The sequence below is a fragment of the Brevibacterium epidermidis NBRC 14811 genome, assembly GCF_001570805.1.
Taxonomy (GTDB): domain Bacteria; phylum Actinomycetota; class Actinomycetes; order Actinomycetales; family Brevibacteriaceae; genus Brevibacterium; species Brevibacterium epidermidis.
Map to the genome: position 1 here is coordinate 1 of NZ_BCSJ01000006.1, position 24,883 is coordinate 24,883.

Here is a 24,883-nt window from a genome sequence, read left to right on the forward strand (position 1 = left end):
GGCCCAGCAACCTCGCGCAAGGTTGCTGGGCCGCCGTCAGGTAGCAAGGGGAGGGGGTTTCAGGTTTCGGAGAGGCCGGGGAGGCGTGAAGCGGCGAAGCGGATGTGCTCTTCGGTGACGCGCGCAGCCTCGTCCGCGTCGCCGGCGACGATGGCGTCGAGGATCTGATGGTGCTGTGCCTGCAACTGGGACATGAGCGCCTGCGGATCGTCGACGCGGCTGAATGAGGAGAAGATCGACTTCCGCAGAGAAGTGCGGATGGCCCCGGTGAGGTCGGAGAACAGCTGATTTCCAGCCGCCTGGGCGATGGCGACGTGGAAAGCGGTGTCCGCGTCGTTGAAGGTCTCCAGGCTGATCCCGGGAGTGTCCATCATCGCCAGCTGCGCATTGACCTCGGCCAGCGCGTCCTTATCGGCACGGGTCGCCGCGAGGACCGCGCTCGAGCGTTCGAGCTGGATGCGCGTCTCAGTCACGTCGTCGATGCTGAAGTTCGTGAGCGCGACGTGGAGGCGGAGGAACCGGGTGAGTGCAGCCGAGGGCATCGCGGCGATGAACGTGCCGGCGCCGCGGCCGGACCCGCCCGAGGAACGGACGACGCCGAGGCTGTCGAGCACGCGCAGCGCCTCGCGCACACTGGCGCGACTGACGCCGAGCTTCGTCGCCAGGTCCCGTTCGGCAGGCAGAGGGTCTCCGACCCCCAGCGAACCGGCCATGATCTGCTCTTCGACGGCATCGATGACGAGCTCATAGGTGCTCGCCCGGTTCACGGGTTTCCATTCGGGACCGTCGGCCGCCTCGGCGCTGACTGTCTGTTCCGGGCGGACCTCGTTCGTGTCATCGTTCATGGTCGTCTCCACCGCGCCATCATGTCATGCCTCTCGTTGCTCGTCGTCCTGCTCGTGGGGATGCGACCGGAACCGCCGCCGGAAGAAAACAGTTGACGCAGATCACACCCTCGTCCTATGCTCAGATTAATGGTCTGACCTCATAAAGGCCATACTGAAAATTCTGATCGTTCGAGTTCGGAGCGCGTTCACAGGGGAACGGACCCGATGTGGGCAGGCCCGGCCGATTTGGAGAAGCCATGTACACACCTGAAATCGCACCGGTGGCCGACAGCCTGCTGTGGTCGTCCCTGTTGGCGATCCTGCCGCTGCTGACGATCTTCGTCACCCTCGGCGCACTCAAATGGAAGGCCCATTGGGCCGGACTGACCGCCGTCGGCGTCGCTCTCATCGTCGCGATCGCCGCCTACGGAATGCCGGTCGGACTCGCCGCGCTCTCGGCGACACAGGGGGTCGCCTTCGGACTGTTCCCGATCATGTGGATCGTCATCACCGCGATCTGGCTCTACGAACTCACCGTGCGCTCGGGCCACTTCGAGGACTTGCGGCTGGTCATCAACGTCATCTCCGATGACCCGCGCATCCAGGCCATCATCGTCGCCTTCTGCTTCGGCGGCCTCCTCGAAGCGCTCGCCGGATTCGGTGCCCCGGTGGCGATCACCGGTGTCATGCTCGTCGCCGTCGGCTTCACCGCTATGCGAGCGGCCGTCGTCGTCCTCGTTGCCAACACCGCGCCCGTGGCCTTCGGCGCCATCGCCATCCCGATCATCACCGCCGGCACTCTGACGGGAATCGACTACCAGGACATCGGCGCCATGGTCGGTCACCAGACCCCGTTCCTCGCCGCAGTCGTGCCGCTCTTCCTCGTCCTGCTCGTCGACGGGCGTCGCGGGCTGAAGCAGATCTGGCCGCTTGCCCTCGTCGTGGGCATCGCCTTCGGCCTCGCCCAGTACGTCTCCGCCACGTTCCTCTCCGTCGAACTCACCGACATCATCGCCTCCCTCGTCGGCCTCGCAGTCGTCGTCATCATGCTGCGCTTCTGGAAGCCGAAGGGCGGTCAGGACGCACTCGACCGCATGGCCGATGAGCGCGAACACGAAGGCGCCGATGCTCCTGATGCCGGCGGTGCCTCTGCTGCCGTTGCCACCGATGTGAAGAAGGAGACCGCGCCGCTGACCGGGTCCCGAGTCTTCCTCGCGCTCTTTCCCTATCTGCTCGTCATCGTCATCTTCTCCGTGGCCAAACTCGTGCCGGTAATCAACAACTGGCTGGCCTCGACCGATGTGAAGATCCCTTGGCCCGGACTGGATGGGAACATCCGCAACGCCGCCGGCGAAGTCTCGACGAGCACGGTCTACAACTTCCAATGGCTGTCTTCCCCTGGCACCCTGCTGCTCATTTCCGGCGTCATCGTCGCGATCGTGTACAAGATGTCGGCGAAGGACGCCGTCGATGTGTTCATCGTCAACGTCGTGAAGATGAAGTTCTCGATCCTCACCGTCGGCTCCGTTCTCGCGCTGGCCTATGTCATGAACCTCTCGGGCCAGACGATCACCATCGGAACCTGGATCGCCGGCACCGGAGCCTTCTTCGCCTTCCTCTCGCCGATCCTCGGCTGGCTGGGCACTGCTGTGACCGGTTCGGACACCTCGGCGAACGCACTGTTCGCGACCCTGCAGCAGACCGCCGCACACGAGGCCGGGCTCAACCCGCTGCTGCTCGTCGGCGCCAACAGCTCCGGCGGCGTCCTCGGCAAGATGGTCAGCCCGCAGAACCTCACCATCGCGGCCACCGCCGTCGGTCTGCTCGGCAAGGAGGCCTCGATCCTCCGCCGCGTCATCGGCTGGTCCCTGGGCATGCTCATCGCCATGTGTCTGCTCGTCGGACTCCAGTCGACGGTGCTGTCCTGGATGGTCCCCGGCTCCTGAATCCGCGCGGCGCCGTCTTGCCGATCGGACCACCCGCACCAGCCACCACCCACTTCTCAACCACCGCCTAATCAAAGGAGCGAAAAACATGGTCAAGAGGCAGATTCCTCAGCCGGCCGAGATCTTCGAGCTGATGAAGTTCAAGAAGTTCGAACTCGACCCGAAGAAGCGTCGCTTGGAGAATGCGCTGACGATCGAGGACCTGCGCAAGATCGCGAAGCGCCGGACCCCGGCCGCGGCGTTCGACTACACGGATGGGGCCGCCGAGGGTGAGATCTCGATGGAGCGCTCGGTCCAGTCCTTTCGCGATATCGAGTTCCACCCCTCGATCCTCAAGGACGTCACGAACGTCGACACCTCGACCCAGATCATGGGCGGCAGCTCGGCCATGCCCTTCGGCATCGCGCCGACCGGCTTCACCCGACTCATGCAGACCGAGGGTGAGACCGCCGGCGCCGGCGCCGCGGGGGCTGCGGGCATCCCGTTCACGCTCTCGACGCTGGGCACGACGTCGATCGAGGACGTCAAGAAGACCAACCCGCACGGGCGCAATTGGTTCCAGCTCTATGTGATGAAGCAGCGCGACATCTCCTACGGCCTCGTCGAGCGGGCGAAGAACGCCGGGTTCGACACTCTCTTCTTCACCGTCGACGCTCCCGTCGCCGGTGCCCGACTGCGCGATACGCGCAACGGCTTCTCCATTCCGCCGCAGCTGACCCCGCAGACGATCCTCAACGCCATCCCTCGTCCCTGGTGGTGGTGGGACTTCCTGACCACCCCGAAGCTCGAGTTCGCGTCCCTGTCGGAGACCGGCGGCACCGTCGGCGAGCTCCTCGATTCGGCGATGGACCCCTCCATCAACTTCGATGACCTCGCTGAGATCCGCGCCATGTGGCCCGGCAAATTCTCCGTCAAGGGCGTGCAGACGCTCGAGGATGCGAAAAAGCTCGCCGACCTCGGCGTCGATTCGATCGTCCTGTCCAACCACGGCGGGCGCCAGCTCGATCGCGCGCCCGTGCCCTTCGAACTCCTCCCCGAGGTGGCTCGCGAGATCGGCAAGGACGTGGAGATCATCATCGACACCGGAATCCGCAACGGCGCCGACATCGTCGCGTCGTTGGCGCTGGGCGCGGACTTCACGCTCATCGGCCGCGCCTACCTCTTCGGGCTCATGGCCGGCGGTCGAGCAGGAGTGGACCGGACGATCGAGATCCTCGGCGAGCAGGTCGAGCGCACCATGCGCCTGCTCCAGGTCGCCGATGTCTCCGAGCTCAACCCGTCCCATGTGACCCAGCTGCGTCAATTCAACCGCGACGAGCGCGCGGAGATCATCAGCTCCCGCCCGGCCAAGGGCTGATTCGCCGAGGCGGCCCCGCGAAGGTCGATCCGACCACCGAGGCGGCCCCGCCGGGGTCGCCCAGATGGCTCCATAGGCAGAGAACGGACGGCCGGCAGCGAGAAGTATCGTCGTTGCCGGCCGTCCGTTTCGGGTTCAGGTGATCACTTGCCGAATTCGTCCTCGATGCGGTCGAGGACGTTCGTGGCGGAGTAGTAGTCGAGGCGGAATGAGTCGAGGCCCATCGGGTAGACGGCATCGTTCTTCACCGCCGGTGTGCTCTCGACCAGCGAGTTCTTCGCGTACGACGCGGCGGTCTTCTCGTTCGCGTTGAACAGGAACACGGATTCGCCGGTGACGGCCTTCGACAGGTTCTCACCGGTGACTTCGACGATATCGGCACGTTTGCCCATTTCGCCTTGACCGGCCGTGCCTTCGGGGACCTCGGCGAGTTCGAAGCCGACCTCTTGGAGGAGCTTGCCTTGAGCGGATTCCGGGGTCCAGATGTTCGCGCTGGCCCCGGATCCTCCGCCCTTGGCCTTCTCGTTGAAGATCATGCCGGTGACCGGCTGCTTCGGGGCGTCGATGGCGGACTTGACCTCCTCGGCGCGGGAACCGAACTCGTCGTTGACCTTCTTCGCCTCATTCTCGTGGCCGGTGATCTCACCGAGCTTGGTGGTGACCTCCTGCCAGTCCTTGTCGGCGTAGTCGATGACGACGGTCGGAGCGATGTCGCTGAGCTGATCGTAGATGGCGTTCGCTGAGTCCTGGCCGGTCTTCGAGACCACGATGAGGTCAGGTTCCTCGGCGAGTACGGCCTCGACATCGGGGTCGCCCTGGTAGAGGGCCTTGACGTCCTTCTCCTTCGCGACGTCGCTCCACTGCGTGAAGAAGCCTTGATCGTCGGCAACGGGGGAATTGGGCATGGTGGCCCCGGAGGCGGTGACCGGTGCGTCGACGGCGAGGAGGCTGCCGGTGAGAGTCACCGAGGTGGAGACGATCGATTCGGGAGCTTCGTCGATGGTCACTTCGTGGCCGGCGTCGTCCGTGATCGTCAGGGGCCATTGACCGTCGGCGGCGGTGTCGCCATCGCCGGAGTCGGAAGAGCCGGACCCGCCGCAGGCGCTGAGGCTGAGAGCGGTGGCGAGGGTGACTGCGGCAAATACGCGTGTGCTGCCGGGTTTGACGCGGGACATAGGGGACCTTTCGAGAATGTTCGCTTGCGAAGATGAGCCTAACCTAAGTAGGTCCGGGAAACTGCATTCGTGGTGCGATTCAGCGGAAGGTGCGGCGTGTCGAGCGAAGTATCCACTTAGGGTAGGCTCATCTTCGTGAAATCGACTCTGAAGAATCGGGCGGTTGCTGTGGCCGCCTCAGCTCTGACCATTGCCCTGCTCGCTGTCGGCTGTGCCGCCGAGGGTGACAAGGGCGCCGACGGGGACGCCGGAAACAAAGATGTTGCGACAGGAGGCGAGGCCTTCGGCACTGCTGATGAGGAGACTGCGAAGCTCGGCAGCGATGCCGAGGCCGGGGTCTTCCCGCGGACGGTCAAGCATGCGAATGGCACGACGGAGATCGAGAAGAAGCCCGAGCGCGTCGTCGTCCTCGACACGGGAGAGCTCGACGATGTCCTGTCGCTGGGCATCACACCCGTCGGCATGGTGACGACCGAAGGCGCCAGCCCGGTGCCGAGCTATCTCGAAGACCAGGTCAAGGGAGTCGAGACGGTCGGCACGATTCAGGAGCTTGATCTCGAGAAGATCGCCTCACTCGAACCTGACCTCATCCTCGGCAGCCAGCTGCGCGCCGACAAACTCTATGACGAACTCGACTCCATTGCTCCGACGGTGTTCTCGATCCGTCCCGGTTTCCCGTGGAAGGAGAACTTCCGCCTCGTGGGTGAGGCGATGGGCATGGAAGACGAGACGACGAAGGAGCTTGAGGAGTACGCTCGCGAGGCTGGAGAGCTCAAGGACTCCGTCGACGGCGACCCGACGATCTCGCTCGTGCGCTTCATGCCTGATCGCCTCCGCCTGTACGCGAATCAGTCGCTCATCGGAGTCATCCTCCACGATGCCGGGTTCAAGCGCCCGAAGAATCAGGACGTCGACGAGCTCGCCGTCGAGATCTCTCCGGAGAACCTCGACCAGGCGGCCGGCGACTATGTCTTCTACACCAGCTATGGCGATCCGGAGGCGACCGGGGAGAAGAAGGCACTCGAGTCGAGCCAATGGAAGGGTCTCGACGCGGTCAAGGACAGCAAGGCCATCCGCGTCAATGACGATGTCTGGTTCCTTGGACTCGGCCCGACCGGGGCCGGTCAGATCCTCGATGATCTGGAGGGCCACCTCGGCGAGTGAATCTCCGAGAGATTTCGCAGTGACGGCGAAGAAATCGCCTCTAGGCTGACTCTCATCATCTGACTCGGAGAGGTCACCATGGGATCAGCAGCCGCTGCGAGAGGCGACGACGGGTTCGTCGGGGAACTTGACCGGAATTTCAAAGGACGCGAAAGCGGCCCATCGGGCAGTGCTGCGGTCACTCCTCTCGTAGTCATCGCCGGGGTTCCCGGGGCAGGCAAGACCGAAGCGCTCAGAGTATTACGGGGCCGATCGCCTCGGGTGCGGTCGGCGGACCCGGAGAACATGCGACGTCGGCTGCGTCAGCGGATGCCGTGGTTTGCCGTACGCGCTCGTTCGACCGATTCTTCACACGATTGCCCACCTCCGCGTGCTTGCGCTCATGCTCAACAAGGCTGGCGGACCGCTGGTCGTCCATGATCCGGGCACCCGCCGATGGAGTCGCCGACTCATTGTGAGCCTTGCAGGAATTCTCGGATATCGACCGATGATCATCTTCATCGATACGGATCGAGATTCCGCGCTTCGCGGTCAGGCACAGCGGAAGAGGGTCGTGAGACGACGCGCCTTCGACCGACATTGGAGGCGCTGGGTCGAACTGCGCGAACGCATCCTGCGTGGTGACAGCCTCGGTGACGGTGAGCCCTGGGGCCGTGTCGTGCTGTCGCATCGGGACGCTGTTGTCGGTGAAGTTCTCGGCCTGCTCGATACCGCAGCGGCTGTCTGAAAAGAAATCCTCTCCCGCCGGAATAAAACCATCCTCAGCAAAGTTGAGTCTAGTGTACGCAACTTTGATGAGGCCGACTTGACGGTCGAAACCTCGAAGAGAATACTTGAGTCCAGTTGGCTCAATGTGTGCGGTCGAGTGGTTCTGACTCAAGAACCGGAGCCGCCCGATCGCACACATTCGAGTCGCAGGAACTCACGATCTGTAAGGAGAGAAAACTATGGCACGTGCAGTCGGAATCGACCTCGGAACCACGAACTCCGTCGTCACCGTCCTCGAGGGCGGCGACCCGAAGGTCATCGCAAACGCGGAAGGCGGTCGCACCACCCCGTCCGTCGTCGCAGTCAACAAGAACGGCGACTCCCTCGTCGGTGAGATCGCCAAGCGCCAGGCCGTCACGAACATCAAGAACACCGTCGCTTCGGTCAAGCGCCACATGGGCACCGACTGGTCCACCGAGATCGGCGGCAAGAAGATGACGGCTCCCGAGGTTTCGGCCCGCATCCTCCAGAAGCTCAAGCACGACGCCGAGGAATACCTGCAGGAGAAGGTCACCGACGCGGTGATCACCGTTCCCGCATACTTCAACGATGCTGAGCGTCAGGCCACGAAGGACGCCGGTGAGATCGCCGGCCTCAACGTCTCGCGCATCATCAACGAGCCCACCGCTGCCGCTCTGGCCTACGGCCTCGAGCGCGGCAAGGAAGACGAGCTCATCCTCGTCTTCGACCTCGGTGGCGGTACCTTCGACGTCTCCCTGCTGGAAGTCGGCAAGGACGAAGACGACTTCTCCACCATTCAGGTCCGTGCGACCTCCGGTGACAACCGCCTCGGCGGTGACGACTGGGATCAGCGCATCGTCGACTGGCTGGTCGAGCAGGTCAAGAACAACTACGGCGTGGACCTGACCAAGGATGCCACCGCTCTGCAGCGCCTCAAGGAAGCCGCAGAGCAGGCCAAGAAGGAACTGTCCTCGGCCACCAGCACGAACATCTCGCTGCAGTACCTGTCGATGAGCGAGAACGGACCCATCCACCTGGATGAGACCCTCACCCGTGCGAAGTTCGAGGACCTGACCAAGGACCTCCTCGAACGCACCAAGGCTCCCTTCCACGCAGTCATGAAGGACGCCGGTGTCTCCGTCAGCGACATCGACCACGTCGTCCTCGTGGGCGGTTCGACCCGTATGCCCGGCGTCTCCGCCGTCGTCACCGAACTCACCGGAGGCAAGGAGCCCAACAAGGGCGTCAACCCCGATGAGGTCGTCGCCATCGGCGCCGCTGTTCAGGCCGGTGTCCTCGTGGGTGAGCGCAAGGACGTCCTGCTCATCGACGTCACCCCGCTCTCGCTCGGACTCGAGACCAAGGGCGGTGTGATGACCAAGCTCATCGAGCGCAACACCCCGATCCCGACCAAGCGTTCGGAGACCTTCACCACCGCTGAGGACAACCAGCCCTCCGTGTCGATCCAGGTCTTCCAGGGTGAGCGTGAGTTCACTCGCGACAACAAGAACCTCGGCACCTTCGAGCTGACCGGCATCGCTCCGGCTCCGCGCGGTGTGCCGCAGATCGAGGTCGCCTTCGACATCGACGCCAACGGCATCGTCCACGTGTCGGCCACCGACAAGGGCACCGGCACCGAGCAGTCGATGACGATCACCGGCGGTTCCGCACTGCCGAAGGAAGACATCGACCGCATGGTCCGCGAGGCCGAGGAACACGCAGAAGAGGACAAGAAGCGCCGCGAGGCAGCCGACGTCCGCAACAACGCTGAGAACCTCGCCTACCAGACCGAGAAGCTGCTCACCGACAACGCTGACAAGCTGCCCGAAGAGCTCAAGACCGAGATGCAGGGCGATGTCGACGCCGTCAAGGAAGCACTCAAGGGTGAAGACGACGACGCCGTGAAGAGCGCCTACGACAAGCTCGTTGAGAACCAGCAGAAGATCGGCGAAGCCATCTACAGCCAGCAGGGCGGTGCCGAAGGCGCCGAAGCTGCCGGTGAGGGCGCAGCCGATGCAAGCGCAGACGACGATGTCGTCGACGCCGAAGTTGTCGACGAAGAGGATGAGGAGAAGAAGTAATGACTGCCGAGGGCAACGACAAGTCGTCCGAGGAGCCAGGCTTCACCTTCAGTGACAAGCGCCGGGTCGATCCGAACACCGGTGAGGTCCGTCCCGAGGCCGACGCACAGTCAGCCTCGGCCGGGGCCGGCGAGGAGCCGACCGCGGAACCGAACGCCGAGCAGCCGGATGCAGCCGCGGCCGATGCCAGCGACCTCGGTGTGGACATCCCGTCCGATGCCTCGGGTCTCGAGGACATCGAGCCGGAGGCCGAGCCCGAACCGGGTTCGGAGGCAGCGGGATACCTGGCCGACCTCAAGCGCATCAACGCCGAATATGCGGCCTACCGGATGCGGGCCGACCGCGAACGTGAGCGTGCGGCTCTCGGCGGCACGATCAAGGTCGTCGAGGCCCTGATCCCCGTGCTCGACGAGGTCAAGCTCGCTCGCGAAAACGGCGATGTCACCGGGCCTTTCGAGACCCACGTGAACAAGCTCGTCGAATCGCTGAACAAGCTCGGCGTCGAACAGTACGGAGAGGTCGGCGACGAGTTCGATCCGAACATCCACGAAGCGCTCATGCAGCAGCCTTCGGATGAGGTCGAGAACCCGACGCTCTTCCTGGTCATGCAGCCGGGCTACCGGATCGGGGAGCGCATCATCCGCGCCGCCCGCGTCGGTGTCCAGCAGCCGGAGGACTGAGCTACGACCATGATCGCCGAGGCGGCCGCCCGCCCCGCACGCCGGTTCACTGACGTACGGGGCCGGGGAACCGCCTCGGCGGCGGTCCGGATCTTCGGGGCTTATGCCCCGGCGATGCGGATTGTGAGAGGACAAGTGAATACCGTGATGACAGGATTGATTGGAAGGAAAGGAGGTGCCAGGTGAATACCGGACCTCAGAATGATTGGTTCGACAAGGACTTCTACAAAACCCTCGGCGTCTCCAAGGATGCTTCCGACGCCGAGATCAAGAAGGCCTACCGCAAGCTCGCGCGCAAGTACCACCCGGACGCCAACCCCGGTGATGAGAAGGCCGAAGAGAAGTTCAAGGAGATCGGCCAGGCCCACCAGGTGCTCTCCGACAAGGAATCCCGGGCCCAGTACGACCAGGTCCGCGCCATGGGCGGCGGCGCCAGGTTCAGCGCCGGTGCAGGCGGACCCGGCGGGGCTGCCGGCGGCGGATTCGACGACGTGTTCTCCGACCTCTTCGGAGGCGGCGGACGCACCCGGACCCGCACGACCTACGGCGGCGGGGGAGACGTCCCCCCTGACCTGGCGGATCTGCTCGGCGGATTCGGAGGAGGCTTCGGCGGTAGCGGCGGATACGGCGGCTACCAGCCTCCGGTCAAGGGCGGCGACATCAAGTCGAGCACGACGCTGTCGTTCACCGAAGCCATCGACGGCGCCTCGGTGAAGCTGAACATGCCCGGCGGGAAGCCGCTGACCGTGCGCACCCCGATCGGGGTCAAGGACGGACAGAAGATCCGACTGGCCGGCAAGGGCAAGACCAGCCCCAACGGCGGCGAGCCCGGAGACGTCATCCTCACCGTGCACGTGAGCCCGCACCCGGTCTTCACCCGCGACGGTGACAACCTGCGGATGGATCTGCCGATCACCTTCGACGAGGCGGCCCTCGGCGCCGAGGTCAAGGTGCCGACCCTGGGCGGAATGCCCGTCAAGGTCAAGGTCGCACCGGGAACGCCCTCCGGACGGACCCTGCGCGTGCGAGGCAAAGGTGTGAAGACGAAGAAGGGCACCGGCGATCTGCTGGCGACAGTCGAGATCGTGGCGCCGAAGAACCTGTCCAAGGAAGCCAAGCAAGCGGTCGAGTCGTTCAAGGCCGCCACCGAAGGTGAGGATCCACGCGCCGGCTTGCTGGACAAAGCCAAGGCCAGTTGAGGTGGTGAATCACATTGCACATTTCATCGAGTGCGGCGGTGTATGTCATCTCGGTGGCCGCGGATCTGGCGGGCATGCACCCGCAGACGCTGCGGCAGTATGACCGACTGGGTCTCGTCTCTCCGGAACGCACTGCGGGCCGGGGCCGGCGTTATTCCGGGAAGGACATCGCCAAGCTGCGACTGATCCAGCAGCTGTCGCAGGACGAGGGAGTCAACCTCGTCGGGATCAAGAAGATCATCGACCTACAGAATCAGGTCGATGCACTCAAGAGCCGCAATGAAGAACTCGAGGACGAAGTTCGGGCACGCAGGTCGGCACAGGAACGCGATGCACGCGTCTTCGCCGCCGGCACCGTGGGCGGAGACGTCGTCTCGATCTCGCGGGGACGACGCCCACAGGGTCGCCCTGAACCGGGAGCCCTGGTGCTGTACAACCGGTACCGCCGCGGCTGAGTTGAACGGCACGATTGAGCCGAACGGCGAGGTCGGGTCGGAGCGCAATAGCGAACGGCAGCCATGAACGCCGAGGCGGAGCGCGTACCCCATTGTGGGTGCGCGCTCCGCCTTTCGAATGTGCACCTGATTGTGACTTTCAACTTCGCAGATTGGTGCAGATGTCGTGCGACACTGACTTCTGTGAACGAGAAAGAGAAGGTTCGACAGGTCGCCGACAGCGCCGACTCGGCGGCTCAGGAAGCCGCGGACAGCCAGTGGTTCGAAAGAGTCGCCCGTGCGGGTTTCATTGCCAACGGACTGGTCCACGCCATCCTCGGGGCGACCGCTGTGACGATCGGACTGGGCCAGGGCGGAGGCGAGGCCGATCAGGCGGGAGCCATCGGGCAGATCGCTTCGCAGCCCTTCGGCATGGTGCTGATCATCATCTGCTTCCTCGGCTGTGCGCTCATGGCGCTGTGGTGCCTGATCAATGCGTTCTTCGGTTCGGCGTCGCTGCGCGGCGCTGGAACGAAGGATCCGCAGCAGAAGCAGGGCCGGAAGCAGTGGACCGGCTTCCTCACCATGGTCGGCTCCGCCATCGCCTACCTGGTGGTCGCCGCGACATTCGCGCAGTTCGTCTTCGGCGGGGGAGCGGACTCGGGCAAGTCGAGCTCACAGGCTTCGACGACCGTGGCGAAGGCGCCGGGCGGACTGTATATCCTCTTGGCCGCCGGCGCCGTGATTGCGATCATCGGCATCGTGTTCTGTATCAATGGTCAGCGACGGAAATGGAAAGAGGAGCTGCGTCGTCCGCAGAGCGCGATCATTCGCTTCCTCGTCGGATTCACCGGCGTCGTCGGGTACCTGGGCAAGGGCGCAACGCTGCTGTCAGTGGGCATCCTCATCGTGGTGTCCGCGGCGACCGGTGATCCGGAGGAATTCACCGGAATCGACGGCGCGCTCAAGGGCATGCGCGACCAGCCGTTCGGGCCGTATCTGCTGTTGGCGGTGGGTCTCGGCCTGGTCCTCTACGGAGGCTTCCTCGCCCTGCGTTCGAGGTACGACCGCATGGAATGAGCTGTCGTCTGCCGGGCTGCAGATGTTGGCCGCGGATATTTGTCTGTAGAAAGATGAAGAACGGCGCGAACCCACATTGGGTTCGCGCCCTTCTTCATCTCACGCCCGGCTCAGTCGAGCTCGGACGATCAGTCAGGTCAGTCGCTATCAGATCTCAGCGGGATCCTGGGCGACCTTCTTGCGACGCATGGTCATAGCGACTGCGGCTCCACCGATGAGGAGGAGGCCCGCGCCGCCGACGAGGCCGGTCAGCTCGGTACCGGTGCGAGGCAGGTCGCCGCCGTTGCCGGCATCTCCGTTGTCGCCATCGTCGTTTCCGCCGTTGCCGTCCTCATTGCCGTCATCGCCGCCGCCGGCGTTCGGATCTTCCTCGACGGAGAACTCACCGGTCAGTTCGTCATCGCCGCAGGTGACGGTCACATCGTAGTCGCCGATGTAGGCCGAGGCGTTGGAGGCGCTGGTGCCGTAGACGTTGACGTTGGCCTTGCCTTCGTCATCAGCCTGGACGGTCTTGTCGAAGGCGGTGACGCTCGACTCGCCCTTGGGGGTGACGAGGAAGCGAACGTCTTCACCGGGCTCGCAGTTCTCGACGGCGAGGGTGACGCCCTTGTCTTCCTTGACGAAGTCAGCGGGGGTGATCGACTCGGGGGAGACGGTCAGCTTGGCTTCTTCAGCAGGAGCGGTGGGCTCTTCGGTCTCATCCTCGGTGATGGTGAAGTCCTGAGCCGGGGAGTTGGTCTCGGACTCCTGGTCGACGCCCCAGACGGAGTAGTCGCCGGCCGGAAGTGCTTCGTCGCCCTCGAACTTCAGGGTGGCGGAGATCTTTCCTTCGTCGTCGGCTTCGACCTCCTTGGTCGCGAACGGCGACGTCGCGTTGCCGCCGACGACGGTGACCTTGCCGTTCGGGGTGAAGCCCTCGCCGGTGACCTCGATGCCGTTCTTCGCGAACTCGCTCTGCGAGATCTCGTCGGTGTTGAGCGAGACCTTGGGATCGACCTCGGGCGCCTCGGGCTCGTCGGATCCGTCTTCCGTGACGGTGAAGCTCAGAGGGATCTCCTGGGTTTCTTCGCCGCGCTTCACCGTGACGGTGAACTCGATCTTGCCCGGCTCGATTGCTGCAGGGTCGCCGGTCTTGTTGACGATGTTGAAGGAGACGGTATCGCCCTCGGCCGCTGGTGCGGTTTCGTTGGTCAGATCATCGGAAACCACGTCACCGGTTTCGAGACCGGTGACAGTGACCTTCACGCCGGGCTCGACGAGATCAGACTGGGAAACGGTCTCTGGGGAGACTGTTGCGGATGCTTCGAGCGCCTGCGGCTCAGCTTCTTTGTTCGACTGCTTCGTCGACGACTGAACATTCGTCTGGTCGAATGCTGCCTGGGCAGGAGCTTCGGGGGCAGCGATGACTGGGGATGCGGCCAGGCCGGTGATGGCGATGGCCACCGCGGGTGCGAGGGCGAGCTTCTTCATGTATTTCCTTAGAAAATGACAGCTGGGTGTGAAGTATTACGAATGTAACAGTAATGCAACATTCACCACACACATAGTTGTGGTCGTTTTGTTCAGCACTGACTTCGGCCCCGTCGCAGAGTTCATTTTCCATTCACCTGGAAGCACCGATTCGCCATCGGCTTCACGATAGACGAAGGGGCGGCTCAGTGTGTGCTGAGCCGCCCCTTCGTCTGTCGTTCCAGGCTGACCGCCTGGCTCGGATCAGAAGCTCGTCGGAGTCTGTCCGAACTTGTTCTTGCGGCCGGTCAGTGCGATCGCAGCACCACCGACGAGGAGGAGCAGGGCTCCCGTCGTCAGTCCGCCGAGGTCGGCACCGGTACGCGGCAGCTGGCTGCCGTCGTCTCCGCCGTTTCCGGCATTTCCGTTGTCGCCGCCGTCAGATCCGCCGCCATTGGCGCCACCGGTGACTGTGAAGGAGTCTTTCATGGTGTCGTCACCGCAGGTCGCGGTTGCGGTGTAAGCACCGACGTAGGCCGAGACATCCGACGAGGTGCCGAAGACGTTGACCGAGGCATTGCCTTCGTCATCAGCCGTGACGGTGTTCTCGTACGCCGTGACGTTGATGCCCTTCGGGTTGACCTCGAAGTGGACATCCGCACCGGGCTCGCAGTTCTCGACGGCGAGGGTGACGCCCTTGTTCTCATTGGCGAAGTCCGCGGCCTCGATCTTCTTCGGGGAGACCGTGAAGGATGCATCGGCGGGAGCTTCGGTCTCACCGTCGTCCCCGTCGTCGCTGCCATCCTTGCCATCGTCATTGCCGTCTTCGTTACCGTCGTCCCCGTCATCGTCTCCGTCTTCGGCGACAACGTTGATGTTGCCCTCGAGGGTCTCCGACTCGGTGCCTTCACGGTCGATGGTGACGGTGAACGGAACCTTGCCGACCTCGAGGTTGTCGGGGTTGCCCTCGTACCAGAGGTTGAGCTCGTAGTCACCGTCGGCTTCTGCCGTCTCGGTCTCTCCGGTGAGGGAGTCCGTGATCTTGTCACCCTTCTTCACGCCGGAGACAGTGACGGTCACGCCCTTGTCCTTGTTGGCGAGATCCTCGGCGGTGATCTCCTTCGGATCGACCTTGAGCGAGGCATCGATCGGATCGACAGCGTCCTCATCGTCTTCGGTGACAGTGACCTCAACAGAGTTGCTGGCGGCACTGGTCACGTCGTCGATGAACGTCAGCGAGTAGGTGCCGGCCTCGAAGGACGCGGGCGCCTTGACGACGCCTTCGACGTTGCCGTCTTCATCGGCGCGGGCTGGCGCGTCCTGAGGAGCGGCAGCGCTCTGCTGCGAAACAGCATCGGCCTTGACGCTGACAGTTCCGTCCGGGGAGAACCCGGTTCCGCTGAACTTCAGTCCGTCCTTCTTGAAGTCCTCGAGGGAGATCGTCTTCGAAGCGACCTTGACGGTCGGGTCGATGACCGGGTCTTCGGTGACGGTGAAGTCCTGAGCCGGGGAATTGGTGTTGGACCCCTGATCGACGCCCCAGACGGCGTAGTCGCCGGCCGGGAGCTTCTTTTCTGCCTCGTACTTCAGAGTAGCGGTGATCTCACCGTCGGCGTTGGCTGTGACTTCCTGGGTTGCGAAGGGGGACTGTTCGGCGCCACCGACGACGTTGACGGTGCCGTTCGGGGTGAAGCCCTCGCCGGTGACCTTGATGCCGTCATCCTCGATGCCGCTCTGCGAGATTTCGTCGGTGCTGAGCGAGACCGTCGGGTCGACCTCGGGGGCCTCGGACTCGTCAGCCAGGGGGACCACGCTGGTTTCGGTGACTGACTGTGTGCCTGGACGCTCCAGCTGGAGAGCGAAGTTGACCCTCTTCTGCTTGACCTCGTTGGCCGAGTGCAGCTTCATGGTCGCGGTCGAGCCCTGAGCGGTGACGGCCGGGCCGGTCAGGCCGGACTTGGCTGAGACCTTGTCGCCCTTTTCGAGGCCAGTGACCTTGACGGTCACGCCTTCCTCGGCGAGCTCTTCGGCCGTGACCTCACCCGAGGTCACCTGCACCGAGGCGTTGATCGGGTTGGCCTTGTCCTCGGACTTGTCGTCGTCCTTGGCGTCCTTGTCCTCGTCCTTGGGGGCAGGAGCGGGCTTCGGATCGACCTTCTTCGGAGGCTTCTTGGCGTCGTCCTTCTTGTCCTCGGCAGCCTTCTTCTCGTCCGCTTTCTTCTTGTCAGCGGCGGCCTTCTTGGCTGCTTCAGCCTTTTCCTTGGCCTTCTTGTCGGCAGCTGCCTTCTCTGCGGCGGCCTTCTTCTCGGCTTCAGCCTTTTCAGCCGCAGCCTTCTTGGCCTCTTCCTTCTTCTTGTCAGCGGCGGCCTTCTCGGCGTCGACCTTCTTCTGTTTGGCAGTCTGCGTGGATGCCGACTGAGCGGACGTCGATTCCGCGGCGACGACCGGGCTCGCAACGAGACCGGTGAACGCGAGCGCGACTGCCGGCGCGAGGATGATCTTCTTCATTGGAGTGCCTTCAATCTCTGTAACGAGGGGTGTGATACGGCACTCATCCTAGGTTCTAAGGGTTTTCTAAACTATTTCTGTACGTTTTGTTCAGATTTAGATGCGGTAACACTTAGGTGAATTCCTTTAATCGTTTCGTGACCTACTCGTCGGTAAAAACATGACTGTCACGGCCGCCTCGGCGAGGGGAAGCGCCAGCTGCGCGAACTCAGCGGTTCCGCGTTAGACCGGCCACGCCTCGGCGCGGATCTGCTTGCGCTGTTCGACGGTGGGCACTCGGACGGTCAGGGCTGAGGGATCGACTTCCATCTCGAGGTACGACGACTGTCCCAGCGGATCCCCGTCGAGCTGAATATCGACGTCGTCGCCGGCTTCGATGACGACCTTGCGGCACTTCCGGATGTTCGTATGCAGCCCGCGTGAGGCCCTGCGGCCGGCGATCGATGCGAGCACGCCGACCCACTGGCCGAGGTTCTTCGGGCTGACGATGAGCACGTCGAGCATGCCGTCGTCGATGACCGCCTGCGGCAGCAGTTGGATGCCGCCCTGCAGCTTCCCGCAGTTGCCGCCGAGGACCGAGCGCACCCGCGCCGAGATCCGGTATTCGTCGTCGAACGTGACCTTGACATGACTGGGTTTGCCGGTGAGCTTCCGTGACCCCGCTTCGACATAGGCGAGCCATCCGAGACGTGCCTTGAGGTCGTCGCTGGTGTCGGCCATGACCGCGGCGTCGAAGCCAAGCCCGGTCATTACGGTGAAGATATGGGTATCGCCGTCCGGGGCGGTCTTCGCCATCCCCACGTCGATCTCGCGATTTCGTCCCCACAGGGCGATCCGCAGCGCCCACTCCGTCTTGTCGAGGACGAGGTCGATATTGCGGGCAAGGAGGTTCCCCGTTCCCAGCGGAACGATTCCCATCGGGGTCGATGTTCCTGCCAGCGCCGAGGCGACCGCGCGGATGGTCCCGTCCCCGCCGGCGGCGATGACGACGTCGACCCCCTCGTCGAGGGCGCGGACCGTGACCCCCTCGCCGGAGTCCTCAGGGGTGGTCTCAAGCACGAGCGGAGGGTTCCACCCCTCGAAACGGCAGATCGCCTCGGCGGTGGCAGCCAGATTGCGCACATCGGTCTTCGTGGGATTGACGATGAGGGCGGCACGGTACCGGGCCGCGTCATCGACCACCTCGTCGGAGAGGTTCGCCGGGTGGGCGTAGCGTCTCATCGTGTTGAGCGTGCGTCGCACGCCGTAGCGGCGGCCGATGAGGAACGCGGCTACGAGCACGACGAGGGCACCGATGACGATGACCCAGGTCATCAGGGGATCCAACTCGATGATCATGTCCCAAATCTACAGTGCCCGAGTCGTGTGCAGGCTGAGGGTCGAATGTCGAAAACACGCCCGGCCCGTTAAGCTGAGAGGGTGATCGATCTAGCGCTTCTCAGAGACAACCCGGACCTGTTCAAGGCATCGCAGGAGGCTCGCGGGGCATCCGTCGAGCTCATCGACGAAGTCATCGCCGCCGATTCCGCTCGTCGTGCGGCCATCACCGCCTTCGAAGACGCTCGTGCGGATCAGAAGTCGTTCTCCTCCCAGATCGCGAAGGCGTCGAAGGAGGACAAGCCGGCGCTCATCGCCGAGGGCAAGGCGAAGTCCGAGGCAGTGAAGTCACTGTCGGCCGAGTCCGAAGAAGCCACTTTCGCCTTCGACCAGCTCGTGTCGAAGGTCCCGAACCTCATCATCGACGGCATCCCTGCCGGCGGCGAAGAGAACTTCGTGACGCTCAAGACCGTCGGCGAGCCCCGCGACTTCACCCCTGACGGCTTCGAACCGCTCGATCACCTCGAGATCGGCGAGAAGCTCAAGGCCATCGACACCGCCCGCGGCACGAAGGTCTCCGGTTCGCGCTTCCACTACCTCACCGGTTTCGGTGCGAAGCTCGAAATGGCCCTGCTCAACCTCGCCCGCGACGTCGCCGAGGGGGCCGGGTTCAACCCGACCATCACCCCGACCCTCGTTCGTCCCGAGGTTATGCGCGGCACCGGGTTCCTCGGTGAGCACGCCGATGAGGTGTACCGTCTCGAAGCCGACGACCTGTTCCTCGTCGGCACCTCCGAGGTGCCTCTGGCCGGATTCCACATGGACGAGATCATCGACCTGACCGATGGTCCGCTGCGCTACGCCGGAATCTCCTCCTGCTACCGTCGCGAGGCCGGTTCCTACGGCAAGGACACCCGCGGAATCATCCGCGTCCACCAGTTCCAGAAGGTGGAGATGTTCGCCTACGTCCCGGTCGAGGACGCCGAAGCCGAACACGAGCGGATGCTGTCGCTGCAGGAGAAGATGCTCGGACTGTGCGAGCTGCCCTACCGGGTCATCGATACCGCTGCCGGCGACCTCGGCGATTCGGCCGCCCGCAAGTTCGACTGCGAAGCCTGGGTGCCGACTCAGGGCACCTACCGCGAGCTGACCTCGACGTCGAACTGCACGACGTTCCAGGCCCGCCGCCTGCAGATCCGCGAACGCCGCGACGGATCGACCCGCCCCGTCGCCACCCTCAACGGAACCATGGCCAACACCCGCTGGCTGGTGCCGATCCTCGAGAACCATCAGCAGGCGGACGGCTCGGTCACGGTGCCCGAGGCACTGCGGCCCTACCTCGGTGGGATGACCGCACAGGGACCGGAAGGACCGCGCTACTGAGGCTGTGCCGGGTGGCGGGGAACTGACCGTGCTGCGGAACTCGGCGGGACTCGGTTGGGTTCGGTCGCCTCGGCGCCGGTAGGAACGACGACAAGAGAAATCACGCATACGTTGGGAGACACATTGACCCCGCACCTCATCGCACTCGATGTCGACGGCACGATCGTCGGATACGACGGATCCCTGTCGGAGTCGGTGAAGCAGGTGCTCGATCGGCTCGCCGAGGAGGGCCACCACCTTGTGATCTCCACCGGCCGTGCCCTGCCTGGCGCGCTCGAGGTCGTCCACGCGCTCGATCTCAAGCACGGATTCGTCGTGTGCTCGAACGGGTCCGTCGTCGTCCGCCTCGACCCGGAGCTGCCGTTGGGGTGGGAGATGCACCATGTGGTGTCCTTCGACCCGAAGGATGCGCTCGAGCAGATGCACGCGGCGCTGCCGACGGCGCTGTTCCTCGTCGAGGATCCGGACCTGCACCGGTGGGCGTCCGGGGCGTTCCCGGTCGGCGAACTCGCCGAATCAGACACCCTCGACATCGTGGATTTCGAAGAGCTGCTGACGAAGCAGGCCACCCGCATCGTCATGCGTGAGGTCAACGGCACTGCCGAGGAGTTCGCGGCCGCCGTGGACTCGCTCGGACTGCATGAGGTCAGCTATTCGGTGGGCTGGAGCAACTGGCTCGACATCGCTCCGGACGGGGTCTCGAAGGCCAGCGGCCTGGAGCTCGTGGCTGAGGAACTCGGAGTCGAACATGCGCACACCGTGGGCGCCGGCGACGGACTCAACGACATCGAGATGATCGAATGGGTCGAGCACGGAATCGTCATGGGCCAGTCGAAGGACGACCTCAAGGTACTCGCGAGCGTGGTCACCGACTCGATCGACGACGACGGCCTCGCCGTGGCTCTGGTCGACTACTTCGACCTCGACTCAGCGCTGCTCGAAGCGGAGGGCACCACCAACACCCACCCCTGAATTGCTACCCGACGGCGGCCCAGCAACCTCGCGCGAGGTAGCTGGGCCGCCGTCACGTAGTAATTGGGGTTAGTTGGGGCGGGTGTCCAAGACGGCGTCGAGGTAGCGGGCGACGCCATCATCGTCGACCTCGTCGGTGACGGCCGCGGCGATCGCCTTGACCGACCCCAGCGCATTGCCCATCGCGACCCCGTGCCCGGCCCACGACAGCATTTCGATGTCATTGGGCATATCCCCGAATGCCATCACCTGAGCCCGCGCCACCCCGAGGTGGTCGCACAGATCCGACAGCGTCTTCGCCTTCGTGATTCCGAATGGTGCGAGTTCGACGAGCCCGTTGTCCGGTTCGGAGAACGACGCATGACAGGTGCCGTCGACGAGCGGATCGATGAGGTCGTGCATCGCCTGCGAATCGCTCGTCTCCAGACGCACGAGCACCTTGACGACGTCCTCGCCGGCGAGTTCGGAGACATCGGCGATGATTCTGGCCTCACGCGGTCGGCCGGTGACGAACTCCCTGTCGATGAAACCGCCGTTGAGCGTCTCGTAGGCGAACCGGGCCTCGGGATGGTCGACGCGGACCGCCGCGGTGATCTCCGCCAACGTCTGTGAGTCGATGGTGTGGGCGTCGACGACGGACTGAGAGGCGATGTCGTAGACGACCGCGCCGTTGAGGCACACGACGCGACCGAGGTCCGGGATCTGCTCGGCGATCGGTGCCAGCCACCGCATGGGCCGCCCGGTGACGAGGACGAAGGGGATCTCCGCATCCTGGCAACGATGGATCGCATCGATCGTGGCCGTCGAGATCGGCTTCCAGTTCAGCAGCAGAGTGCCGTCGATATCGCTGGCGACGAGGCCGAGGTCGAAATCATCGGGCGGCAGGATGTCGGGGCTGATCGGAGGTCTCATGGTGCCTCTACCTTAGCGAGAATCTCCCGCGCCCGCCCCAGCAGCTCCTCGGCGTCCGAGATGAACCGAACCGTGGCCTCGGCGCTCGAGTCGATCGACCGTCCCGTCGGCACCTCCGACCGTGCCATCGATGCCGCAAGCACCGCCTCACCGACCTTCGACGACGCCTTCGTCAGCAGCTCCGGTGCATCGCCGACGGCCCGCCGCGCGGGCCCGGGCACCACCTGACCGGTGACGGGAAAGCGGGCATGGAGGGTCGCGGTCAGCTCGTCGACGACATCGACGAGTGCGTTGAGCCGGTGGGTGCCGTCGACGATGACGTCGACGGGATCCTTCGCCGAGGCGGCCGTGGCCTTGCCGTCGGATGTGTCGTCCGCGTTCGCCGAGGCGGTTCCCGACGTGGCGCTGCCGTTGGAGTCCCGTGCCTCGTGGAGGGCCACCGCAGTGGTGTAGTACCGGTCGACGGCGCGGATGAAGCGGTCGCGGTTGTGCCGCCACAGGCCGGTGCCGAACCGGTCATCGTCCTTGACCGCAGTCTTCGTCGCCTTCTTGCGCAAGCCGGAGAAGAAGCGCTTCACAGATAGTTGCCGGTGCCGCGATCGTCGCGGTCCGACTCTTTCTCATCGGGTTGTCCCTTCGCCGGTGTCATCCCGGGTGGAACCATACCCGGAGGCAGCTGGCCGCGACCGCCCATCTGCTGGGCCATAGCCTGCTGTGCCATGATCGCCGTCTGGATGCCGTGGAAGAGACCTTCGAGCCAGCCGACGAGCTGAGCCTGTGCGATCCGCAGCTCCGAAGTCGTCGGCGGACCGTCGGTCGAATCGAAGGGCAGGTCGAGGCGTTCGAGCTCTTCGATGAGATCCTTCGACAGTCCTTCTTCGAGTTCGTCGATGGAGCGGCGGTGGATCTCGGCGAGACGTTCGCGTCCCTTCTCATCGAGCTCGGTGCCGCGGACCTCCTCGAGCAGCTGCTTGACCATGGTGCCGATGCGCATCACCTTCGCCGGTGAGGAGACATCCGCCTGATCGTGCTGAGCCCGCGCCAAGCCGTCGGCCCGCGCAGATTCACTGGCCGGCGACTCTGCGCCGGTGGGCGCTGAGCTGTCGGCCGGCGACTCTGCGCCGGTGGGCGGAGTCGCGTCGTTCTCGACACCGTCTCCTGTGCCGGGGTTCTCGGTCATGGCTGTGCACCTTCCTCATCGACGATGAGCAGAACCTTGCCGATGTTCGCCCCGTCCTCGAGCGTCTGATGGGCACGGACGGCCTCAGCCAACGGCATGCTTTCGTGGATGATGGGGCGGATGTCGCCCGAGATCACGGCCGGCCACAGTTGTTCGGCCACCTCGGCGACGATGGCGATCTTCTGTTCCTTCGGCCGCGCCCGCAGGGTCGTGGCGGATACGGACTTGCGCGGCTGCATGAGCCAACCGAGGTTGATCTCGGTCTTCGTCCCGCCCTGCATGCCGATGATGACCAGTCGGCCGTCGGTGCCCAGCGCCTTGATATTGCGTTCGAGGTATTTCGCGCCGATGATGTCGAGGATGACGTCGGCGCCTGTCGACCCGTCATCGTGAGTGCAGATCTCGCGGACGCGTTCGACGAAGTCCTCTTCGCGGTAGTTGATGACGGCATCGGCACCGAGGCTGCGGCAGAATTCGGCCTTCCGATCCGAGCCGACCGTCACGACGATCTTCACGCCGAGGTGGCGCGCGATCTGGATGGCGGCCGTGCCGATGCCGGACCCGCCGCCGTGGACGAGCAGCCATTCGCCTGCCTTCACCTGTCCGCGGCCGACGATGTTCGACCAGACGGTCGACAGCACCTCGGGCAGCGCGGCCGCCTCGGTGAGGTCGAAGTCATCGGGGACGGGAAGCAGCTGACCTGCGGGAACGGGTACGGACTCGGCGTACCCGCCGCCGGAGAGCAGAGCCGCCACGCGGTCGCTGACGGACCAGCCGGTGACGTCGGCGCCGAGCTTCTCGATCGTGCCGGAGACCTCGAGACCGGGAATCAGGGTGGCTCCAGGTGGAGGATCGTAGAATCCGCGACGCTGCAGCAGGTCGGCCCGGTTGACTCCGGCGGCATGGACGCGGACGAGTACCTCATCCGCGGCGAGCTCGGGTGTCGGTTCGTCGGTGACCTGCAGAACCTCGGGGTCACCGGGGGAGGAGATCGTGATAGCGCGCATGCAACCACTCTAGTAGCTGGGTGCGCGAGAGGGCAGGGGCTTCCGCTCCTCAGGCGATCATCCGCCACTCAGCAGCGGCGAGCCGCCAAGTTGCGCAACCCAACCTCAGGCGAAGAGGCGGAACATCGGCGAGTTCTGGTGAACGCGCTCGACCTCGATCGATGAGGCTTCCATCCGCTCGAGCAGGTTCGGCAGGTCCTCGGCATAGCCGAGCTGGATGCCGACGAACGCCGGTCCGGTCTCACGGTCGGAGCGTTTGACGTACTCGAACATCGCGATATCGTCCTCGGGTCCGAGCACCTCGTTGAGGAACCGGCGCAGTGCACCGGGCTCCTGCGGGAAGTCGACGATGAAGTAGTGCTTGAGGCCTTCGTGGACAAGGGAGCGTTCGAGGATCTCCGGGTAGCGGGAGATGTCGTTGTTGCCGCCGGAGACCAGGCACACCACGGTCGATCCGGGTTCGATCGTGATCGGCTTGTCGGAGTCCGGTCCCCCGATCCCGGCAGAGGCCAGGGCTCCGGAGGGTTCGGCGATGATTCCGTCGACCTGGTACATGTCGAGCATCTCGGTGGCCACCGCGCCTTCGGCGACGGGGCGGATGTCGAGTCCGTGTTCGGCGATGACGTCGTAGGTGATGTTGCCGGCCCGGCGCACGGCAGTGCCGTCGGCGAAGCGGTCGATGTTCTCCAAGGTCACGGGGTGGCCGGCCTTGAGAGCAGCAATCATCGAGGCGGCTCCGGCGGGTTCGGCGCCGATGACCTTCGTGTTCGGCATCCGTTCGGCAGCATAGGCGGCGACTCCCGCGAGCACTCCGCCGCCGCCGACGGGCACGATGATGTAGTCGGGATCGGTCTCGAGCTGTGCGTGGATCTCAGCGGCCACGGTGCCCTGACCTGCGATCGTGCGCATATCGTCGAACGCCGAAACCAGGAGTGCCTCATTGCGTTCGGCGAATCGGTGCGCCAGCGCGGAGGCGTCATCGTAGGTGGAGCCGGCGATTTCGATCGTCACCTGCTCCCCGCCGAAGTGGCGGACGCGTTCGATCTTCTGCTTCGGCGTCGTCTTCGGGACGAAGATCGTGCCCTGGATGCCCAGTTCCTTGCACGCGCGGGCGAAGCCCTGCGCATGGTTGCCCGCCGAAGCACACACGACTCCACGGGCGCGTTCGTCGGCGTCGAGCTGGAGCATGAAGTTGAAGGCGCCGCGGATCTTGTAGGACCGCACCATCTGCAGGTCCTCGCGCTTGAGGTAGACCGTGGAACCGGTTGCGGTCGTCAACCGCTCGCAGATCTGAAGTGGCGACAGGATGACGGAATCGGAAATTCGCAGCGCAGCCGCCTCGACCTCGCCGGCGAGTGTGAGCTTCTGGGGTGTCATGTCTGTTTCAACCACCAGACTATTGTGCGCCCTTTGTCTTGCCATTTGGCAACTCGTATCGACATGAGGACACCTCGCACCCGCCAGAACCCCGTGATTCGGCTCC

The 24,883-nt window shown here is 64.4% G+C and carries 21 protein-coding genes; 11 read left to right on the forward strand and 10 right to left on the reverse strand.

Annotated elements, in window-relative coordinates:
• Positions 1-59: 59 nt before the first annotated feature.
• Entirely contained in the window at positions 60-845 is a 786-nt protein-coding gene (locus BEP01S_RS04695) for a FadR/GntR family transcriptional regulator (RefSeq protein ID WP_062241202.1), read from the reverse strand.
• Between the two features lie 239 nt (positions 846-1,084).
• On the opposite strand from BEP01S_RS04695, the gene BEP01S_RS04700 reads away from it, so the two are divergent.
• Both BEP01S_RS04700 and BEP01S_RS04705 read left to right on the forward strand, forming a co-directional pair.
• Positions 1,085-2,773 (forward strand): L-lactate permease, encoded by a 1,689-nt coding sequence (locus BEP01S_RS04700; RefSeq protein WP_062241046.1) that lies wholly within the window; start codon positions 1,085-1,087, stop codon positions 2,771-2,773.
• Between the two features lie 88 nt (positions 2,774-2,861).
• Positions 2,862-4,130, forward strand: coding sequence for an alpha-hydroxy acid oxidase (locus BEP01S_RS04705; protein WP_062241048.1), 1,269 nt, complete (start codon positions 2,862-2,864; stop codon positions 4,128-4,130).
• Positions 4,131-4,273: 143 nt separating this feature from the next.
• Here the strand turns inward: BEP01S_RS04705 and fepB are convergent, their stop codons facing one another.
• Entirely contained in the window at positions 4,274-5,305 is a 1,032-nt protein-coding gene (gene fepB / locus BEP01S_RS04710; RefSeq protein ID WP_083532540.1) for a Fe2+-enterobactin ABC transporter substrate-binding protein, read from the reverse strand.
• Positions 5,306-5,440: 135 nt separating this feature from the next.
• On the opposite strand from fepB, the gene BEP01S_RS04715 reads away from it, so the two are divergent.
• The 7 genes from BEP01S_RS04715 (at position 5,441) to BEP01S_RS04745 (ending at position 12,672) form a co-directional block, all read left to right on the forward strand.
• Positions 5,441-6,469, forward strand: coding sequence for an ABC transporter substrate-binding protein (locus tag BEP01S_RS04715; protein ID WP_244882066.1), 1,029 nt, complete (start codon positions 5,441-5,443; stop codon positions 6,467-6,469).
• 382 nt (positions 6,470-6,851) lie between these two features.
• Positions 6,852-7,196, forward strand: a complete 345-nt coding sequence (locus BEP01S_RS17325; RefSeq protein ID WP_373277895.1) for an ATP-binding protein — start codon at positions 6,852-6,854, stop codon at positions 7,194-7,196.
• A gap of 220 nt (positions 7,197-7,416) precedes the next feature.
• Positions 7,417-9,279 carry a molecular chaperone DnaK gene (dnaK, locus tag BEP01S_RS04725; protein ID WP_062241054.1) on the forward strand — a complete coding sequence of 621 codons (1,863 nt, stop codon included), beginning with the start codon at positions 7,417-7,419 and terminating at the stop codon, positions 9,277-9,279.
• The gene (locus tag BEP01S_RS04730) at positions 9,279-9,959 is read left to right on the forward strand and encodes a nucleotide exchange factor GrpE (protein WP_062241055.1); all 681 of its coding nucleotides are present in this window, start codon (positions 9,279-9,281) and stop codon (positions 9,957-9,959) included. The genes dnaK and BEP01S_RS04730 overlap by 1 nt, the downstream gene beginning before the upstream one ends.
• Positions 9,960-10,141: 182 nt before the next feature.
• The gene (locus BEP01S_RS04735) at positions 10,142-11,158 is read left to right on the forward strand and encodes a DnaJ C-terminal domain-containing protein (protein WP_062241057.1); all 1,017 of its coding nucleotides are present in this window, start codon (positions 10,142-10,144) and stop codon (positions 11,156-11,158) included.
• Between the two features lie 38 nt (positions 11,159-11,196).
• Positions 11,197-11,613, forward strand: a complete 417-nt coding sequence (locus BEP01S_RS04740; RefSeq protein ID WP_280512731.1) for a heat shock protein transcriptional repressor HspR — start codon at positions 11,197-11,199, stop codon at positions 11,611-11,613.
• Positions 11,614-11,796: 183 nt separating this feature from the next.
• Positions 11,797-12,672 carry a DUF1206 domain-containing protein gene (locus tag BEP01S_RS04745; RefSeq protein WP_062241060.1) on the forward strand — a complete coding sequence of 292 codons (876 nt, stop codon included), beginning with the start codon at positions 11,797-11,799 and terminating at the stop codon, positions 12,670-12,672.
• Between the two features lie 147 nt (positions 12,673-12,819).
• On the opposite strand, the gene BEP01S_RS04750 is transcribed toward BEP01S_RS04745, so the two are convergent.
• The 3 genes from BEP01S_RS04750 to BEP01S_RS04760 form a co-directional block, all read right to left on the reverse strand.
• Positions 12,820-14,142, reverse strand: coding sequence for an LPXTG cell wall anchor domain-containing protein (locus BEP01S_RS04750; RefSeq protein ID WP_062241061.1), 1,323 nt, complete (start codon positions 14,140-14,142; stop codon positions 12,820-12,822).
• 243 nt (positions 14,143-14,385) lie between these two features.
• Positions 14,386-16,629 (reverse strand): hypothetical protein, encoded by a 2,244-nt coding sequence (locus BEP01S_RS16975; protein WP_062241063.1) that lies wholly within the window; start codon positions 16,627-16,629, stop codon positions 14,386-14,388.
• Positions 16,630-16,851: 222 nt separating this feature from the next.
• Positions 16,852-17,967 carry a diacylglycerol/lipid kinase family protein gene (locus BEP01S_RS04760; protein ID WP_039212633.1) on the reverse strand — a complete coding sequence of 372 codons (1,116 nt, stop codon included), beginning with the start codon at positions 17,965-17,967 and terminating at the stop codon, positions 16,852-16,854.
• 81 nt (positions 17,968-18,048) lie between these two features.
• Here BEP01S_RS04760 and serS point away from each other — a divergent pair, with 81 nt between their 5' ends.
• Positions 18,049-19,329 (forward strand): serine--tRNA ligase, encoded by a 1,281-nt coding sequence (serS, locus tag BEP01S_RS04765; protein WP_062241065.1) that lies wholly within the window; start codon positions 18,049-18,051, stop codon positions 19,327-19,329.
• 111 nt (positions 19,330-19,440) lie between these two features.
• Positions 19,441-20,301 (forward strand): HAD family hydrolase, encoded by an 861-nt coding sequence (locus BEP01S_RS04770; RefSeq protein WP_244882067.1) that lies wholly within the window; start codon positions 19,441-19,443, stop codon positions 20,299-20,301.
• 69 nt (positions 20,302-20,370) lie between these two features.
• Here BEP01S_RS04770 and BEP01S_RS04775 read toward each other — a convergent pair whose 3' ends face one another.
• The 5 genes from BEP01S_RS04775 to ilvA form a co-directional block, all read right to left on the reverse strand.
• Complete coding sequence (locus BEP01S_RS04775) at positions 20,371-21,213, reverse strand: Cof-type HAD-IIB family hydrolase (protein WP_083532543.1); 843 nt, start codon at positions 21,211-21,213, stop codon at positions 20,371-20,373.
• Positions 21,210-21,791, reverse strand: a complete 582-nt coding sequence (locus tag BEP01S_RS04780; RefSeq protein WP_062241069.1) for a hypothetical protein — start codon at positions 21,789-21,791, stop codon at positions 21,210-21,212. The genes BEP01S_RS04775 and BEP01S_RS04780 overlap by 4 nt, the downstream gene beginning before the upstream one ends.
• On the reverse strand, positions 21,788-22,393 hold the full coding sequence (locus BEP01S_RS04785) for a proteasome activator (protein WP_083532544.1): 606 nt from the start codon (positions 22,391-22,393) through the stop codon (positions 21,788-21,790). Before BEP01S_RS04785 ends, BEP01S_RS04780 begins: the two co-directional genes overlap by 4 nt.
• Positions 22,390-23,400 (reverse strand): NAD(P)H-quinone oxidoreductase, encoded by a 1,011-nt coding sequence (locus BEP01S_RS04790; RefSeq protein WP_062241071.1) that lies wholly within the window; start codon positions 23,398-23,400, stop codon positions 22,390-22,392. Before BEP01S_RS04790 ends, BEP01S_RS04785 begins: the two co-directional genes overlap by 4 nt.
• A gap of 105 nt (positions 23,401-23,505) precedes the next feature.
• The gene (gene ilvA, locus BEP01S_RS04795; RefSeq protein ID WP_039209495.1) at positions 23,506-24,777 is read right to left on the reverse strand and encodes a threonine ammonia-lyase IlvA; all 1,272 of its coding nucleotides are present in this window, start codon (positions 24,775-24,777) and stop codon (positions 23,506-23,508) included.
• Between the last annotated feature and the right edge of the window lie 106 nt (positions 24,778-24,883).